The organism is Baekduia sp. (genome assembly GCF_035318805.1).
Taxonomy (GTDB): Bacteria; Actinomycetota; Thermoleophilia; order Solirubrobacterales; family Solirubrobacteraceae; genus Baekduia.
This window is the reverse complement of the sequence record NZ_DATHDY010000009.1, coordinates 16326-33754: the sequence shown is the minus strand read 5'-3', so window position 1 is coordinate 33754 and position 17429 is coordinate 16326. Positions and strand designations below refer to the sequence as shown.

12 protein-coding genes are annotated in these 17429 nt (G+C 71.9%); 8 read left to right on the top strand and 4 right to left on the bottom strand.

The features are described from left to right. The first annotated feature begins 12 nt into the window (after positions 1-12). The 3 genes from VK501_RS00950 (at position 13) to dnaE (ending at position 6252) form a co-directional block, all read left to right on the top strand. Positions 13-171, top strand: coding sequence for a hypothetical protein (locus VK501_RS00950; protein ID WP_324333701.1), 159 nt, complete (start codon positions 13-15; stop codon positions 169-171). A gap of 66 nt (positions 172-237) precedes the next feature. Further along, positions 238-2604 (top strand): hypothetical protein, encoded by a 2367-nt coding sequence (locus tag VK501_RS00945; protein ID WP_324333699.1) that lies wholly within the window; start codon positions 238-240, stop codon positions 2602-2604. Between the two features lie 105 nt (positions 2605-2709). Further along, the gene (gene dnaE, locus VK501_RS00940; RefSeq protein WP_324333697.1) at positions 2710-6252 is read left to right on the top strand and encodes a DNA polymerase III subunit alpha; all 3543 of its coding nucleotides are present in this window, start codon (positions 2710-2712) and stop codon (positions 6250-6252) included. Positions 6253-6644: 392 nt separating this feature from the next. On the opposite strand, the gene VK501_RS00935 is transcribed toward dnaE, so the two are convergent. Further along, a complete protein-coding gene (locus VK501_RS00935) occupies positions 6645-7505 on the bottom strand; it encodes a deoxyribonuclease IV (RefSeq protein ID WP_324333695.1) in 861 nt (286 codons plus the stop codon). A 51-nt stretch (positions 7506-7556) separates the two neighbouring features. Here VK501_RS00935 and gltX point away from each other — a divergent pair, with 51 nt between their 5' ends. From gltX to VK501_RS00920, 3 genes are all read left to right on the top strand, one after another. Next, positions 7557-8879, top strand: a complete 1323-nt coding sequence (gene gltX, locus VK501_RS00930) for a glutamate--tRNA ligase (protein WP_324333693.1) — start codon at positions 7557-7559, stop codon at positions 8877-8879. A 140-nt stretch (positions 8880-9019) separates the two neighbouring features. Beyond that, a complete protein-coding gene (locus tag VK501_RS00925; RefSeq protein ID WP_324333691.1) occupies positions 9020-10105 on the top strand; it encodes an HDOD domain-containing protein in 1086 nt (361 codons plus the stop codon). Positions 10106-10258: 153 nt separating this feature from the next. Beyond that, positions 10259-10651, top strand: coding sequence for an Rrf2 family transcriptional regulator (locus VK501_RS00920; RefSeq protein WP_324333689.1), 393 nt, complete (start codon positions 10259-10261; stop codon positions 10649-10651). An 86-nt stretch (positions 10652-10737) separates the two neighbouring features. Here the strand turns inward: VK501_RS00920 and VK501_RS00915 are convergent, their stop codons facing one another. Next, positions 10738-11316, bottom strand: a complete 579-nt coding sequence (locus VK501_RS00915; protein WP_324333687.1) for a nuclear transport factor 2 family protein — start codon at positions 11314-11316, stop codon at positions 10738-10740. Between the two features lie 74 nt (positions 11317-11390). After that, entirely contained in the window at positions 11391-13715 is a 2325-nt protein-coding gene (locus VK501_RS00910) for a PAS domain S-box protein (RefSeq protein WP_324333685.1), read from the bottom strand. Between the two features lie 200 nt (positions 13716-13915). On the opposite strand from VK501_RS00910, the gene VK501_RS00905 reads away from it, so the two are divergent. After that, positions 13916-15541 (top strand): ABC transporter substrate-binding protein, encoded by a 1626-nt coding sequence (locus tag VK501_RS00905; protein WP_324333684.1) that lies wholly within the window; start codon positions 13916-13918, stop codon positions 15539-15541. Positions 15542-15800: 259 nt separating this feature from the next. After that, positions 15801-16727, top strand: coding sequence for an HAD family hydrolase (locus VK501_RS00900; protein WP_324333681.1), 927 nt, complete (start codon positions 15801-15803; stop codon positions 16725-16727). Between the two features lie 172 nt (positions 16728-16899). Here VK501_RS00900 and VK501_RS00895 read toward each other — a convergent pair whose 3' ends face one another. Further along, the gene (locus VK501_RS00895) at positions 16900-17412 is read right to left on the bottom strand and encodes an SHOCT domain-containing protein (RefSeq protein ID WP_324333679.1); all 513 of its coding nucleotides are present in this window, start codon (positions 17410-17412) and stop codon (positions 16900-16902) included. Positions 17413-17429: the final 17 nt, after the last annotated feature.

Here is a 17429-nt window from a genome sequence, read left to right as displayed (position 1 = left end):
GACAATGAGCTAATGGGCTACAAGATCCTCGGCTACGTCGTCTGGAACGGCGGCAAGTTGTACCTGCGCGGGCGCTCCGGCGCCCTGGCGTCGCGCAAGGCGGCGGCGCTCGGCGTCGTGGGCGTGGCGATCGTCGCGCTCGCGGTCGGCGGCAAGCGCTCGTCCTCCTAACCCGGCACCCCTGCGCAATCGTTCGGGGGCGAATGCGTCCGGGTGGGGGCCTAGTCTCCCGCCCGGATGTCCCAGCCGCCTCCGACCGATTCCGGCAACGTCGTCGACCCCGACGTGCTCGCCTCCCGCCGCGCCCGGCGCGCGGAGGTCAGCGAGGACGCGTCGCTGGAGCTGCGGCTGTTCGAGGCCGAGCGCCGGCTGGGCGAGGTCGCCTCCGAGCGCGACGCGCTGAAGGAGGCCGTCGAGGCCCACGAGCGCGATCTGCGCACGACGCGGCAGCGCGAGTGGGCCGAGCAGCAGCAGCGGCTGGAGGCCCAGGGCGAGGCGGCCGCGACGCGCGAGCTGGCCGGCGGCCAGGTCGCCGAGCTGCGCGAGCGGCTCGCCGAGGCCGAGGCGGAGGTCGCCGTGCTGGTCGCCGAGCGCGACCGCGCACGACGGGCCTTGGAGGAGGCGCGCGCGGGCGAGCGCGTGGAGCGCGAGCGCCGCAGCGCCCTGGAGCGAGAGCACGCGGCGCTGCGGGACGAGCTGGAGCGGCGCGACGCGTTGACCGGTGCGGCGGCCGCCGCGGTGGCCGATGCGCGGCGGGAGTTGGAGCGCGAGCGGTCGGCGCGGGCGGATACCGCGGCCGTGGAGCAGCGCCTCGTCGTCGAGCGGCGGGAGTTCGCCGCCCGCGTGGCCGCCGTCGAGGGCGCGGTCGCGGCGGTGCGTGAGCGGCTGGGCGCCGCGGCGCGGGTGCTGCGCGAGCGACTTGACGCGGAACGCGCGGCGCGGGCAGCGGCAGAGGGCGCGCTGGCCGCCGAGCGCGAGGATGCCGCGCGGGCGCGCGTGTCGGCCGATGCTGCGCTGGCCGCCGAGCGCGACCGCGCGCTGGCCGCGGCGACGCGCGCGACGGAGCTGGAGCGCGAGCTGGCGCGGCGTGGCGCGGTCGAGGCGCAGCTGCGCGCGGCGCTCGACGCGCTGCACGGCGAGCTGGAGGCCGTGCGCGCCGGCGACGGCGCCCGGTCGGCGCGGCTGGCGGCGCGCGTGGAGTCGGTCGTGGCGATCGCGGCCGGGCTGCGCGACGGCGTACGCCGCGAGCTGGGGGCCGAGCAGGAGGCGTTCGCCGCCTCGCTGGCCGCGATGCAGGCGCGCGTGGCCGAGCTGCAGGAGGGCGTGGCCGCGGCGGCCGCGGTCCGTTCCGAGCTGGACGCCGAGCGTGCGGCACGCTGGGTCGCCGAGGCCGAGCTGGACGCCGAGCGCCGCCGCGGCGACGCCGACCGCGCCGCTCGCACCTTCGCCGAGAGCCGCCTGGCCGAGGTCGAGGCGGAGCTCGAGGACCTCCGTGCGATCGCCCGCCCGGCCGCCGGGCCCGATCCGGCGGCGCTGGCGTCCCTGCGGGACGCGCTGTCGCAGCTGCGGACGCCGGAGGCCCCGGTGGCGGGCCCCTCGTCGCTGGGCCTCGACCTGACGGCCGCCGCGGCGCGGCTGCGTTCGACGGTCGAGGCGGGGGACCGGGAGAGTGGCGACGGCGACGAGGGGCCGGAGGCGCCTGAGGTCTCCGAGGCGCCTGAGGTCTCCGAGGCGCCCGAGCTCTCCGAAGCGCCCGAGGTCTTCGAGGCGCCCGGCGCCGACCTCGCACCCGAACCCTCGCCCGCGCCGTTCGCCTACTTCGGGCCCGACTCCGCGGCGCCCGCCGCCTCCGTCGCTCCGCCCGTTCCCACGCGCTCGCCGCTGCCCAAGCGCCCGGCGATCACGAGTCCCGGCCCGTGGCTGCGCGACGCGCTGGCCGGCCTCGCGGTGGACGAGCCCGACATCGCCGAGCTGCTGCTCGTCGCGCTGCTGCCCGCACAGGGCGGGCTCGTCAAGCGACCGATCGCCTACGAGCTCGCGGTGCAGGACGGTACGACGCACCGGGTCGCCGTCGAGCCCGAGCGCGCGCGCGTCGAGCTGCCCGGCCAGGGCGTGACCGACGCGCGCGTGTCGGGGCCGCTGGCCGCGCTGGTCCCGCTCGCCGCCGGTGGCGCGGCGCGCCGCCTGCCCGGCACCGCGATCGAGGGCCGCCGCCGGCTGCGCCGCCTGCTCAAGGCGCGCCGCGCGCCGCTCGGCCTCGCGGAGCTCGCCGCGGAGGGGATCGCGCCCTCGCCCGGGCTCCTGCTCACCGTGCTCGCCCGCGCGGTACCGGCGGCCTGGACGGTCGACCGCCCGCTCAGGGTCGACGTCGCGGCCGACGGCGCCGATCGCTGGCGCGTCATCGCGTCCGGCCGCGGACCGCTGACCATCCTGCCGGCCGACGTCGACGATCCTGCCGCCGGCACGTTGCACACCTCCGCCAGCCGCCTCCCGGCGGTCCTGGCGGGCACCGCGGGACCCGACGAGGCCTGGGTCGAAGGCGACGTCCGCGCCGTGCGGACGCTGCTGTCCTGGGTCGATCGCGCCCAGCGCGGCGAGCGCTGACCGACCCGCCGCCGTGGAAAGCCGCAGCTTGCGGGATGGCCCCGATTCCAGCCGCGCCCGCCCTCTCCCGCCGTCCGATCCGACACCTATCCTCGACCTTCGCCCGTGAGCCAGTCCTCAGCCGTCCACCTGCACGTCCACTCCGAGTACTCGCTGCTGGACGGCGCGTGCAACATCAAGGCGCTCGCCAAGCGCGCCGCCGAGTTCGGGCAGCCCGCGCTGGGCCTGACCGACCACGGCGTCATGAACGGCGCCATCGAGATGTACAAGGCCTGCAAGGACGAGGGCGTCAAGCCGCTCCTGGGCTGCGAGATCTACCTGGTCGACGACCACACCAATCGCGCACCGGGCCGCGTGGAGCGCAACCACCTCACGCTGCTGGCCCAGAACGAGGAGGGCTATCGCAACCTCGTCAAGCTGTCCTCGGCCGGCTTCCTCGAGGGCCTGCACCGCGGCAAGCCGTCGCTGGACATGGCGCAGCTCGCCGCGCACAGCGACGGCGTCATCGCGCTGACCGGCTGCCTGGCCGGCCGCTTCTGCCAGCGCCTCGTCGCCGACAACGAGGCCGAGGCCCGCGCCCACGTCGACGAGCTCATCCAGGTCTTCGGCCCCGAGGACGTCTACTTCGAGGTCCAGAAGAACGGCATCGCCGACCAGGACAAGGCCAACGCGGGCATCGTGAGGATCGCCCGCGAGATGGGCGGCAAGCTCGTCGGCACCGGTGACGTGCACTACCTCAAGCGCGAGGACTACCACCACCACACGGCGCTGCTGTGCGTCCAGACGAAGTCGACGCTCGCCGCGCCGAAGATGACCTTCGACACCAACGAGTTCTACCTGCGTTCCTCCGAGGAGATGCTGGAGAAGTTCGCGGAGTGGCCCGACGCCATCCCGAACACGCTCGAGGTCGCCGAGCGCTGCGACGTCGAGATCAAGCTCGGCGAGCAGCTCATCCCGCGCTTCCTGCCCGAGGGCGAGGACGAGAAGGCCTACCTGCGCGGCCGCGTCGAGGAAGGCCTGCGCGCCCGCTACGGCGACCCGGTTCCCGCCGCTGCGCTGGAGCGGATGGAGTACGAGCTCGGCGTCATCGACAGCATGGGCTTCAACGCCTACTTCCTGATCGTCTGGGACTTCGTGAAGTGGGCCAAGGAGAACGGCATCGCCGTCGGCCCCGGCCGTGGCTCGGCCGCCGGCTCGATCATCGCCTACACGTTGCGGATCACCGACATCGATCCGCTGCGCTACGACCTGCTGTTCGAGCGCTTCCTCAACCCCGAGCGCGTGTCGATGCCGGATATCGACATCGACTTCTCCGTGCGCGGCCGCGAGCGCGTCATGCAGTACGTCGTGGAGAAGTACGGCCGCGAGTCGGTGGCGCAGATCATCACCTTCGGCAAGATGTTCCCGCGCGCGGCGACGCGCGACGCCGCCCGCGTGCTCGGCCACGAGTACGGCCAGGGCGATCGCCTCGCCAAGCTGATCCCCGACCCGATCATGGGCCGGTCGCCGAGCTTCGACGACTGCCTCAAGCCCGGCGAGCCGCTGCGCCTCGAGTACGACAAGGACCCGACGGCCAAGCAGATCGTCGACGTCGCCAAGGGCCTCGAGGGGATCGTCCGCAACAACTCGATCCACGCGGCCGCGGTCGTCATCGCAGGCATGCCGCTCACCGACGTCGTGCCGCTGCAGCTGGCCGACGCGAACGAGACCGACGCGTCGGGCAACAAGATCTACCGGCAGGTCACGCAGTTCTCCATGAAGCCCGTCGAGGAGCTCGGCCTCCTCAAGATGGACTTCCTCGGCCTGCGCAACCTCGACGTCATCGAGGACGCGCTGGACATCATCGGGCGCTCGACCGGCGAGCGGCCCGACATGACCAAGCTGCCGCTCGACGACGAGAAGACCTACGAGATGCTCGCCGCGGGCGACTCGGTCGGCGTCTTCCAGTTCGAGTCCGAGGGCATGCAGGAGGCCCTCAAGAAGGTCCGCCCGACGGAGTTCGACGACCTCGTCGCCCTGAACGCGCTCTACCGCCCGGGCGCGATGGAGCAGATCCCGACCTACGCGCGCGGCAAGCGCAACCCCGACCTGGTGTCGATCCCCGACGAGCGCCTGGAGCCGATCCTCGGCCCGACGTACGGCGTGATCCTCTACCAGGAGCAGGCCATGCTCATCTCCAAGGAGCTGGCCGGGTTCACGGGCGCGCAGGCCGACGACCTGCGCAAGGCCATCGGCAAGAAGAACCGCGCCGCCATGGCCAAGCTCGAGCCGCTGTTCCGCGAGGGCTGCGCCAAGAACGGCGTGGCGCAGTCGACGATCGACTGGCTGTGGGCGACCAACGAGAAGTCGGCCGACTACTCCTTCAACAAGTCCCACGCGGCGTGCTACGGGCTCATCTCCTACCGGACGGCCTGGCTGAAGGCCAACTACTGCGCCCAGTACATGGCCGCGCTGATCTCCTCGGTGATGGACACCAAGGACAAGGTCCCGTTCTTCGCGGCGCGCTGCGAGGAGATGGGGATCGAGATCCTGCCGCCCGACGTCAACCTCTCCGACCACGAGTTCGTCGTCGTCGACGGCAACATCCGCTTCGGCCTCGACGCCGTCAAGGGCGTCGGCTACGCGGCGGTCGAGGCGATGAAGCGCGCGCGCGAGGACGGCGGCAACTTCCGCTCGATCTGGGACTTCTGCGAGCGCGTCGACCCCAGGGCCGTCAACAAGCGCTCGATCGAGGCGCTGATCAAGTGCGGGGCGTTCGGCTCGACCGGCGCGTCGCGCAAGGGCATGCTCGCGGTGCTCGAGCAGGCGCAGGGAGCGGGCCAGAAGATCCAGCAGGACGCCGAGATCGGCCAGGGCTCGATCTTCGACCTCTTCGAGGCGCCCGCCGACGGCGGCTCCTCCACCGGTGCAGCGGCCGCCTTCGCGGGGCCGACGCACCCGCCGATCCCCGAGGAGGAGTTCGAGAAGAACGAGCTGCTGGCGCACGAGAAGGACGCCATCGGCCTGTTCCTCTCGACGCACCCGCTCAAGGAGGTCCGCGAGGCGCTGCTGGCCAAGGTCGACCGGCCGCTGAGCGAGCTGTCGGAGGTCAAGGACGGCGAGTGGATCACGGCCGGCGGCATCATCACCGCGACGCGCAAGCTCAAGACGCGCGCCGGCAACACGATGATGTTCGCCACCCTGGACGACCTCGAGGGCTCCGTCGAGATGATCTTCTTCGAGAGCACGCTGGAGGAGTACGCGCACGTCGTGCAGGTCGACGCGATCGTCACGGTTCGCGGGCGCGTCGGCAACGACGACCGCGGCCTGAGCATCAAGGTGCAGACGTGCGAGCAGTTCACGCCGTCGGCGCACGAGGTCGAGACCGCGCGCGCCACCGCCGTGCAGGTCGCCAAGGGCCCCGAGGCGCTGACGCTCGTGCTCGACGCCGCGCGGCTGCCCGCCTCGACCATCGAGGAGCTCAAGCACGTCTTCGGCAACCACACGGGGGAGGCCGACGTCGTGCTGGACGTGCGCACCTCCGCCGGCGCGCGGCTGCTCAAGCTGGGGTCGGACTTCCGCGTCGACCCGACGGCGTCGCTGCGGGCCGAGCTCGCTCGCATCCTCGGCCCCGAGGCGCTCGCGGTGCCGGTGGCCGCGACGGCCTGACGGCCGGGCGCACGACGGTCTGATCGCCGGGCGCGGGCCTGCGGGCGACGCCCGACCGCTGGACACGGCGAAGCGCACCCTCACGCTGCGGCGCTGATCCGGAGCCCGGCGCAACATCCCCCACGTGCGGGGGAGTGATCTCCCCCGCGAAAAACTTCACGAGCGGTACGGTCGCGCATGCGGCCCCCGCTCTGTCGCTGGACCGGGGGCGGGGGCCGCACGTGCTTGCTCGACGCCGAGGCGTCCGGCCCATCTTCTCCGCGCGAGCGCGGCGCGAAACCACCCTGGCCGAACGTCTGGGAGACCGTGTCGCTATCGCGACTGGGGACCCACCTCCGGCGGCGACGGCTGGCCGTCGTGGGCCTCGGCCTCGCCGGCCGCCTACGGCACCCCTAGCGTCGGGCCTTCAGCCCTCGCTCGCGCAGCGCGCGGCTGAGGGCGATCTCCTCCGGTGGCGTGCCCTTCTTGTCGGGACCGGGCGTCTCGAGGATCACCGGCAGCGTCTCGAAGCGCGGCTCGGAGAGGAACACCGCGCAGCCGTCCTCCCCGATCTCACCCTTGCCGATGTCGGCGTGGCGGTCGCGGTTCGTGCCCAGGCCGTTGACGGAGTCGTTGAGGTGCAGCGAGCCGAGACGGTCCAGGCCCACGATCCGGTCGTACTCGTCCAGGACGCCGGTCAGTCCTTGCTGCGTGCGGATGTCGTAGCCCGAGGCGAACAGGTGGCAGGAGTCCAGGCAGGTGCCCAGCCGCGGGCCGGCGCCGCCCGCCTCGATCAGCGCGGCGAGCTCCTCGAAGGAGCGCCCGAGCGTGCCGCCGGCGCCGGCGGTGTTCTCCAGGTGCAGGGCGCAGTGCTCGCTCTCGGCCAGAGCCTCCTTGATGACCGCGCCCGCGCGCTCGATCGCCGGGCCGACCTCGCCCTTCAGCGCCGAGCCGGGATGCAGCACGACCGACACCGCGCCCAGGGCGTCGCCGGCGCGCAGCGAGGCGATCAGCGACGTGAGCGTCTTCTCGCGGATCTCGGGGTCCTCGGAGCCCGCGTTGAGCAGGTAGACGGCGTGGATGAGCAGCGCGTCGACGTCGGAGCCGGCCATCGCCCCGCGGAAGTCGGCGACCTGGTCGTCGGTGTAGACGGTGGGCTTCCAGGCGCGCGGGTTCTGGTTGAAGATCTGGATCGCGTTGACGCCGCGCTCCACTCCCCGCTCGACGGCTTTGGCGGGGCCGCCGGCGGGGGAGACGTGGGTGCCGATCAGCACGGGGTGGCGAAGGAGCGGGTCGAAGAAGGCATCTCCTAGAGTCCTACCGAAATGCGCGTTCGCTTTGCTCCTTCCCCGACCGGGGCCCTCCACATCGGCGGCGCCCGCACGGCCCTCTACAACTGGCTGATGGCCCGGGGCAACGGCGGCACGCTCGTCCTGAGGATCGAGGACACCGACCGCGAGCGCTCAACGCCCGAGAACGTCGAGCAGATCCTCGACGCGCTGCAGTGGCTGGAGCTCGACTACGACGAGGGCCCGATCTCGCAGCTGTCGCGGACCGACCGCCACCAGGAGCTGCTCAACCAGCTGCTGGCCGAGGGCAAGGCGTATCGCTCGACGGCGACCGGCGACGACGTCAAGGCCTACAAGGCGCAGCACGGCGCCGACAAGGGCTTCCGCGGCGAGGCGCAGGACGAGGGCGCGGTGCGGCTGCGCGTGCCCGACGAGGGCGCCACCACCGTCCACGACGTGATCCGCGGCGACACGGTGTTTCAGCACGTGCACATGGACGATCCGGTGATCGCCCGCGCCGACGGGAGCGTCCTCTACAACTTCGCGGTCGCCGTCGACGACATGGACGCCGAGATCACGCATGTCGTGCGCGGCGAGGACCATCTCTCCAACACGCCCAAGCAGCTGCTGGTCTACGAGGCGCTGGGCGCGACCGCGCCGGAGTTCGCGCACCTCCCGCTCCTCCACGGACCCGACGGCAAGAAGCTCTCCAAGCGCCACGGCGCCGCCTCGGTGCAGGAGCTCCGCGACGCCGGCTTCCTCCCCGAGGCCGTGCGCAACTACCTCGCGCTGCTGGGCTGGGGCGCGGCCGACGACCAGACGATCCTCTCGACCGGCGAGCTCGTGCAGCAGTTCGACATCGCGCGCGTGCAGAAGAACCCGGCGCAGTTCGACGTCCAGAAGCTGCGCTGGCTCAACGGCCGCTACGTGCGCGACATGAGCGTCGACGAGCTCACCGAGCGCCTCGAGGCGTTCACCGGCCGCACCGGGCTGCGCGAGGCCGTCGCGATCTCGCAGGAGAAGATCGGGACGCTCGCCGACTTCCTGCCCCTGGCCGGGTTCCTGTTCGACGGCCCGGTCGACGACCCCAAGGCGCGGGAGAAGTGGCTCGACGAGGACCACCTCGCGCTGCTGGCCGAGGCCCGCGGGGCGCTCGCCGCGCTGGACCCGTTCGACGTCGAGCAGATCGAGGCCGCGCTGCGCCGGCTCGTCGAGTCCGGCGACCACAAGCCCAAGGACGTCTTCCAGCCGATCCGCGTCGCGCTGGCGGGCACGGCGGTCTCCCCGGGCGTGTTCGAGAGCCTCGCCGTGCTGGGTCGCGAAGCGTCGCTGCGGCGCCTCGACGCTGTGTTGAACTAACACAGCGGGCACGTCGTCGGACAATGGGGTCGGCAAGTGTTCGACCGCGCGCTCAATCATCCGTCCATGGCTGCCGATAACCGGAAGGTAAGACGGGCCGGTGACCGGCCGTGCCCTTGCCCATGGAGCCCAGAGACGACATGCCCCCAGCCGCAGCAGCCTCTTCGAGCCAGCAGCACACGCCTGCCGCCGATGTCCAGCGACGCCACAACGAAGGCCACGGCCGTCGTCTGACCGCCGCGTTCGAGGCCTTGGAGGCGTTCCCGGCCCTGGCCGAGTCGCGCAACCGCCTCCTGCGCGTCGTCCGTCAGGAGCGCGTCTCGACCGGCGAGGTGGTCGCGGCCGTCGAGTCCGACGTCGCGCTCGTGATCTCCGTTCTGCGCCTGGGCAACCAGGTGGAGGGCAAGAGCCGCGGGAAGGTCGAGTCGGTCGTCCAGGCCGTCGACCTCCTCTCGCCCGAGGCCGTGCAGGCGCTCGCCACGCGCGCCCGCACCTTCGACTTCTTCGAGCGCTCCTCGGTCTGGGACGCCGCGCCGGAGCGCTTCCGGCTGCACGGCGTCGCGACCCAGCGCGCCGCCGATCGCCTCGCCACCGAGGCCGGCTACGAGTTCCGCGACCGCCTGATGGTCACCGCGCTCCTGCACGACATCGGCAAGCTCGTGCTCATGCACGCCTATCCTGGCTATCCCGGCCAGGTGCACGGCAACGCGCGCACGCCGGAGGAGCGGATCCACCGCGAGCGCCGCGAGCTCGGCGTCGACCACGCGCTGGTCGGCGGCGTCCTCGCCCGTCGCTGGGGGCTGCCGAAGGCCGTCGCGTCGGTCATCGAACGCCACCACGCCGACGACGCGCAGGGCGAGGCCGCGTTCGTGCGCCTCGCCGACATGCTGGCTCACTACTCGCAGGGCAGCGCCGTGTCGCCGACCGAGCTGCTCAAGTGCGCCCGCACGATCGGCCTCGGGCCGAGCGAGCTGCGCAGCGTGATGTACGACTTGCCGTACCCGACGACCGGCCGCACGCGCCAGATCGATCCGTGCCCGCTGTCGGGGCGCGAGGTCGAGGTGCTCAAGCGCCTGGCCGAGGGCAAGGTCTACAAGCAGATCGCGCTGGAGCTGTCGCTGTCGACCTCCACCGTGCGCACCCATCTGCACAACATCTACGGCAAGCTCGGCGCGGTCGATCGCGCCCAGGCTGTCCTGATCGCCACGGAGCGCGGCTGGCTGTAGAGCCGCCTCCAGCAGGACCCTCGGGGGACGATCGACGTCCGGCATGCGCCGGGCCTCGCTCGTCCCCCGAACTCGTTGTCGGGCCATCTGAACGGGTATCCGGGCGGGTTTCCGGGATTTCTCGTCTTCCCGTGTCGTAGAGTCGATGGAGCGATGCTCTCGATCACGACGAAGTCGCCCTACGCGCTGAAGGCGCTCACCGAGCTGGGCCGCCAGGGCGGCGACACGCCTGTCCCGATCGGCGAGCTCGCCCGCCAGCGCGGCATCCCGGTCCAGTTCCTCGAGCAGCTCTTCGCGGTCCTGCGGCGCGCGGGCATGCTCCGCTCCCAGCGCGGCGTCAAGGGCGGCTACTGCTTCGCCCGCCCCGCCGCCGAGATCACCGTCCTGGAGATCGTCGAGCTCCTCGACGGTCCACTCGGCGCCGGCTCCGAAGGCATCTTCGCCAACGCAGCAGACGCCGCCCGCGACGTCCTCTCCAAGATGACGGTGGCCGACATCGTCGAGCAGGAGAAGAAGGACGCGGGGGTTGCGATGTACTACATCTGACATCCGCCGCGCCGACCAAACGAGGAAGCGGTCCGCCTCGCGGTCCGAACGACTGAGCGGCGCGTCACCGGCGGACGCGCCGTGGCTCATGTCAGCCAGCTGAATGCGGAGTCGTAGAGCTCGGCGACCTCGTCGGGGCGATCGTCGCCGTAGAGGTTGGCATCGACCGTGTATCCGCGCCGGGTGAAGCAATAGGACAGGAGGCGGTAGGACGGCCGCAAGCCGGCGAGCTCCTCCGTCGCGATGCTGAGCTGTGTCCCGGGAACGGACGGCACCAGCGAGTCGCGTTGGTAGATCGCGTCGATTGCCGCGATCCGCCAGCGTCCGTCGCGGGACTCGGCGCGGTAGAGCAGCCTTCCCGTCGAGGCCAGGTCCGCTTCGACGCCATCCAGTTCGATGCGGAGATCGACGGTCATCGGCAGCTCGACGATGGCGCGATCGCCGCGGGCGTGGACGACGGGCGGCCCCAGCCGATGTGTCGCCTGGTCGCCGCGCTCGCCCATCGCCTGCGACTCGGCCACGAACGCTTCAGCGGTGCCCTGGAACCAGCTGAGCCGGACCGTCGCCCCAGGGTGGAAGCAGTCGCGCATCTGCTGCCACCAGCCCCGGTCGCGGCCTTGCCGTTCGTGCAGCACGAGCTGCGTCAACTCGTCGATCTCGCCCAAGGGAGCCGCGCTTTCCGTCGTCGTCGCTTGGCTACCTCGAGCGTAGCCCCGATGAGCGGAACTTCGTACTCCATCTAGACCGGCACCGGGATGTCCGCGGCCACCAGCGTCCCGCCGTCGGTCGGGCTTTCGACGCGGAGCCGGCCGTCGAGGACGGCGAGTCGGTCCGCCAGCCCGACGAAGCCGCCGCCTTCGGGCCGGGCGCCGCCGATGCCGTCGTCGCGGACCTGGAGCTGCAGGTGGCCGTCGTCGAGGCGCGCATCGACCGTGGCGTGCCGTGCGCCGGAGTGCTTGACGACGTTGGTCAGCGCCTCGGCGACCACGAAGTAGGCGGTCGCCTCGACGGGAGGCGGGAGGCGGTCCACGGGCAAGGTGACCTCGACCGGCACCGGCATCCGGTTGGTGAGCGACTCGACTGCGGGGCGCAGCCCGCCTCGCGTGAGGACCGGGGGAAGGATGCCGTGCACGAGCTCGCGCAGCTCGACGGTGGCCTGCTCGGCGTGGGCCAGCGCCTCGCCGACGAGCCCGGGCGCGTCGTCATCGCCTGTCGCGAGCGCCCGACGCGCCATCTTGAGGGTGATCACGGTGTGGGTCAGGCGCTGCTGCGCTCCGTCGTGCAGGTCGCGCTCGATCTGCCGGCGGGTCTCGTCCGAGGCCGCGACGATCCGCGCGCGGGACGCCGCCAGGTCCAACCGCGCCTGGATGTTCGAGATCGCGGTCCCGACGAGCTCGGTGAACTCCGCCATGCGCTGCTCGGTGTCGGCCGGGAACTGCCGGCGCACCGTCCCGGCGCCCATCGAGCCCCAGAGCGACCCCCCGACCATGATCGGGACCGCCACGGAGCACCGAATCCCCGTCCGCTGCGTCACCTGGCCGAGGAACCCGGACGCGTCGCTGTAATCCTCGACGCGAGCCGACCGGCCGGTCCGTATCACCCTGGCCAGGACCATGCCCGACCCGAGCGTCAGACGGCTGCCCACCGGCATCTGGTCGCGCGCGGTCCCGGTGCTGGCGACGATGGCCATCGTCCCGTCGGGCTCGAGGCGCCCGATCATCGTGGCCTGGGCGTCGAAGAGCCGCTCCAGCTCCTCGGCGACGGCTGAGAAGACGCCCGCCGCGGGCACGCCCCTCACGACCAGCGTCGCCACGCGCCGCAGCGCCGCCTGCTCGTCCGCGAGCCGCCCCAGCTCGGCCTCGGCCTCCCGACGCTCCGTCACGTCGCGCGCCACCCCGTACATGACCCCGTCCTCGACGACGGGCGTCGCCGTCCACTCGAGCACCTTGTACGAGCCGTCCTTGCGAGCGAAGCGGTTCTCGAACGACATGGTGGTCTTTCCGTGGCCGACCGAAGCCGCCTCCGCCGCCGTCTTCTCACGGTCGTCGGGATGGACGAGATCGAGGTAGGGGCGGGCGAGGAGCTCGTCCGCCGTGTAGCCGAGAACCCGCTCGGCGGCCGGGTTGACGCGCGTGAAGTGTCCGTCGAAGTCGGCGACCGTGATCAGGTCGGAGGAGAACGTGAAGATGCGGTCGAGCTCTTCCTGCGCCCTGGCTCGCCGCTCCGCGTTGACCCCGAGCGCGCCGGCGAGGCCGGCGAGCACGAGGCCGGCGGCGAGGATGATCCACGGCAGGGCCGCCGCGGCGCCCTGGACCGATTCCTGGCGCACCGCGACGTCGAATCGCTGCCCCGCCTGCACGAAGGCGTTGCTGGCGGTTGCCGCGCCGTCAGGATGACCCTTCGCGGTGCCGCCGACCGTGAGCTGCAACGGCGCCGTGTCCGTGGCCGCCGCACGCAGCCACAGGTCCGAGAGGAACACCACCACGAACCCCGGTTCGACGACCCCGCCGGTGACCCGCGGAGCCCACGTGACGAGGAAGAGCCCCTTCGTCCCGTCTCGCAGGGTGGCCAGAGGTGTTGCCCGCGTGTCTTGAAGGGCGCTCGCGCGAGCCAGCGCCGCGGCCATCCCGGATTCGCCGCCCAGATCGATCCCGGGCACCGCCGTGGGAGGGACGCCCGAGACCAGCGTCGCCGGCAGGTAGGACGAACGCGACCCGACGGATGCGATCCGGCCTCGTCGGTCCCGCGTGACGACGGGGTGGCCGATCTGCCGCTCGTACGTCGCACGCCGGGAAGCGGGAACCTGCTCGACCCACGCGGCGGCCGGGAGGCCTGCCGGGCTGAGCCATCGCGACGCGTTGCTTTCGAACTCCTGGTTCGTGACCCCTCTCCCGGCGACGCCGACCATGAACCGGCGGAGGCTCTCGGTCAGGGAGGCCGCCTGTTCGACGCGCCCGCGGATCTGTGCGGCAGCCACCTCGGCGCGGCGCTCGGAGTCGCGTCTTGCGCCGCGCTCGCCGAGGAGCCGGGCACCGAGGAAGCACGCAATCGTGAGCGCGAGCATCAGCGCTACGGGGGTGATCTGTCGCGGCCGGAGGCCCCAATATTTCCGGGACACCAAGCTGATTGTGCTCCCTTGCGACCGCTGAGGGAAGGCGTTTGAATGTCGGCGCCCGGCTCGCTAGCGTCGCATGACCGCGAGGAAGAGGACGCTCGATGACGGACCAGTCGAATAGTCCACCTCCCGGCGGTTTGCGCCGTCCGGTGACCCGCAGGTCGTTCCTGAAGTCCGCGGCAGCGGCGGGCGTGGCGGTGCCGTTGGCGGGATCGCTGCTCGGGGCCTGCGGCGACACCGGCGCGCGGCCGAATCAGTTGGTCGTCGCGGCGGCGACGACCCCGCCGAGCCTCGACTGGGAGCTCGTGTTCGGCCGGGAGGTGTACGACCACGTCTTCAACCTGAACGACCGTCTGACCCGCTGGAAGCAGATCCCGGCGCCCGACGAGGAGGGCGGCTTCGACCTCGCTTGGCAGGCCGGGAACTTCGAGGAGATCACCGAGCCGCGCATGGCCGAGGGCTGGGAGGTCACCAACGGCGGGCGGACCTACACGTTCTCGCTGCGCAGGGGCTGGCCCAGCCACGCGGGAAACGAGTTCACCGCCGCGGACGTGAAGTGGACCTTCGAGCGGAGCTTCGCGCTTCACGGCATCACGAGCTTCTACAACAGCCTCTCCACGATCGAGCGCCCGGAGGATGTGAAGGTCCTGGACAAGCACACGGTCCGCTTCGAGCTGGCGGAGCCGGGGCCGGACCTGCTCCTCACGATGAGCACGTTCTGGCGTGTGATCGTCGACTCCGAGCTGGCGAAGACCCATGCGACCTCCGGCGATCCGTGGGCGAAGCGCTGGCTGAAGAACCACGACGCGGGCTTCGGTCCGTTCAAGCTCGACGACCTCAGCCCTGGGCGCCACGTCGTCTGGGTGGCCCACGATGAGCATCCCTTCCCGCCCATGCTCGACCAGATCACGTTCCGGGAGGTGCCGGCGTCGCCCGACCGGCTCGCCGCGCTGACGGCCGGAGACGCGCAGGTCGCCCAGTTCCTGTCGCCCACGGAGATGCAGCAGGTGCAGAACCGCGCCGGCTTGCGCCTGTGGAACTTCCAGGGCTACGTCCTCGCGCAATGCCCGATGAACCCGAAGTACCCGCCGCTCGACGACGTCCGGGTCCGGCAGGCCCTGTCGTACGCGACGCCCTACCAGGAGATCCTCGACAAGGTCTATCGCGGGTTCGCCGGGCCGGCCTCCGGCCCGCTCTCCGATCACGCCGCCGGGTTCGATCCGTACCTGCACCCGTACACCTACGACCCCGGACGGGCGCGCCGGCTGCTGCGGGAGGCCGGCCACGGCAACGGGTTCACGACGACGCTCGCCTACAACACGGCAGACCCGCTCGGAGCGCCGGTGAGCGCTCAGCTGCAGAGGGCCTACAAGGACGTCGGCGTGACGCTTGACCTCGAGGCGCTCCCCCCGTCTGAGTACCCGGACGCGCTCTTCGCCGGCGAGCGGCCGATGTTCTTCTACCAGGGCGGGGCGGACTCGCCGGACCCCGCCTATGCGCTCGGGCTCTTCTACCAATCCAAGAGCTCCAACAACTGGGTGGGATACAAGAGCGCCAAGGCCGACGCCTGCCTGGCCGCGGCCGGACGCCCCCAACTCGCCTGGGACCAGCGGGTCGAGAAGCACAAGCGCTGTGCCGAGATCATCGCCGACGATGCCCCTTGGCTCTGGATCGCGCAGCCCGGCTTCCAGGTGAGCACGCGCAGCGAGGTGACCGGGATCAACTGGTACGCCGGCGAGGCGGTCGACTGGTCCAAGGTCGGCTACACGACCTGATCGGCCTGTGAGGTCACTCCCGGGCGAGCATCGCGGCGGCCCAGCGGCCAGTTGCGCCGCGTGGCGGCCTGGTTGCGACCGGTGAGCAGGAATGATCGTGGAGTCGCGGATGTCGACGTTGACGATGCCCTTGAACGGCTTGCGCATGAGGGTCTCCTCGAGGTTCGGTCGCCGATCGACGCTAGACGCGCCGGGTGCGCGACGTCCTCATCCGCATCGGGTGATGCGCGCCCGTGACCCGCGGTTCTAGCGTGGCGGCGTGCCCTCGACCCGCCTACGCTCCCCGAACGCCGCCGCCGGCCTCTCGACGTGGCGCGACGGCGCGGCCAAGCAGGCCGTCGCCGAGTTCGTGGAGGCGGCGCGCGCCGTCCCCGCCGAGGACCGCGTGGCGGTGTTCGACAACGACGGCACGCTGTGGTGCGAGCGGCCGATGCCGATCCAGCTCGACTTCATCCTGCGCCGGCTGGTCGAGATGGCCGAGGCCGACGAGCAGCTGCGCGACCGCCAGCCGTGGAAGGCCGCCTACGAGCGCGACCGCGCCTGGCTCGGCGGGCTGATGGAACAGCACTACGCGGGCGACGACAGCAACGTGCGGGTCCTCGCCGCGGGCATCCTGAAGGCGTATGAGGGCCTCAGCATGGAGGACTTCGAGGCGCGCTCCGAGGCGTTCCTGCGCAGCGCCCGCCACCCGACGCTCGACCGCGCGTACCTCGAGTGCGCCTACACGCCGATGCAGGAGCTGCTCGCGCACCTCGCGGCGAACGGGTTCAGCAACTACATCGCCTCGGGCGGCGGACGCGACTTCATGCGCCCGATCTCCGACGAGCTGTACGGCATCCCCCGCCAGCGCGTGATCGGCAGCAGCGCCGCGTTGGACTATGCCGACGGCACGATCACGCACAAGGCCGAGGCCGACTTCCTCGACGACGGCCCGCAGAAGCCGATCCGCATCTGGAGCCGCACCGGCCGCCGGCCACTGCTGGCGGCGGGCAACTCCAACGGCGACGCCGAGATGCTCGCGTTCACCCGCCACGCCGACAAGCCGGTCCTGCGCCTGCTCGTCCTGCACGACGACGCCGAGCGTGAGTTCGACTACACGACGGGCGCCGAGCGGGCGCTCGAGCAGGCCGCCGAGGAGGGCTGGACCGTCGTCAGCATCAAGAACGACTGGGCCACTGTCTTCTGACGCGGTGCGCGATCCGAGGACGTGGGCGGCGCCGCCGCCCGATGTCCTGCATCGCTTCGTGCCGATCCTGACGCCCGGTCGTCGACCAAGCGCCGCGGAGCCGGTGGGACGGCGCTGACGGGGGCGGGTCGACTGTGCGTTCCTGGATGCTCCGATCCGCTGGCCGCGCGGATCAGCCGTCAGCCAGGATGCGGGCCTTCGCAGCGGAGAACTCGGCGTCGGTCAGCCCGCCGGAGGCATGCAGCTCGGCGAGGCGCTCCAGCTGCCCGATCGGGTCGGCGCCACCCGACGGGGCCGCGCCGGGGGTCGTCAGTGGCGAGCCGAAGCCGGCGGTGCCCTGCCCCAGCGACGCCAGCAGCGCATGCTGCATCGCCTGCCGGTCTCCGGGGTGGTCGGCCTTGGTGTCGCGGATCGTCGACATGAGGCCACCCAGGTCCAGGCCGGTCTTGGTGGACATGGTCGCCAGCACCGCCGATTCCGAGTTGTCGATCATGATGTTGTCGTGATCGTCGGGGTCGTAGCGGACCGAGACATGGGATCCGACCCCCGGCACCGCGAGCTGCGGGTACCGGAAGCGCTGATGGACCTCGAAGGCCGGCTCGCCTTCGGGCTCGACCCGCAGCCGTGTCTTGTGGGCCACCTCGGTGTTCGCGACGATCCCCTCGCTGCCGTTGGTGATGGCCATTCCCCTGTCCGAGATCT

Coding starts and splice junctions, on each gene's coding strand:
- VK501_RS00950 (WP_324333701.1), top strand. CDS start 13: ATGGGCTACAAGATCCTCGGCTACGTCGTCTGGAACGGCGGCAAGTTG.
- VK501_RS00945 (WP_324333699.1), top strand. CDS start 238: ATGTCCCAGCCGCCTCCGACCGATTCCGGCAACGTCGTCGACCCCGAC.
- gltX (WP_324333693.1), top strand. CDS start 7,557: ATGCGCGTTCGCTTTGCTCCTTCCCCGACCGGGGCCCTCCACATCGGC.
- VK501_RS00925 (WP_324333691.1), top strand. CDS start 9,020: ATGCCCCCAGCCGCAGCAGCCTCTTCGAGCCAGCAGCACACGCCTGCC.
- VK501_RS00920 (WP_324333689.1), top strand. CDS start 10,259: ATGCTCTCGATCACGACGAAGTCGCCCTACGCGCTGAAGGCGCTCACC.
- VK501_RS00910 (WP_324333685.1), bottom strand. CDS start 13,715: ATGCTCGCGCTCACGATTGCGTGCTTCCTCGGTGCCCGGCTCCTCGGC.
- VK501_RS00895 (WP_324333679.1), bottom strand. CDS start 17,412: ATGGCCATCACCAACGGCAGCGAGGGGATCGTCGCGAACACCGAGGTG.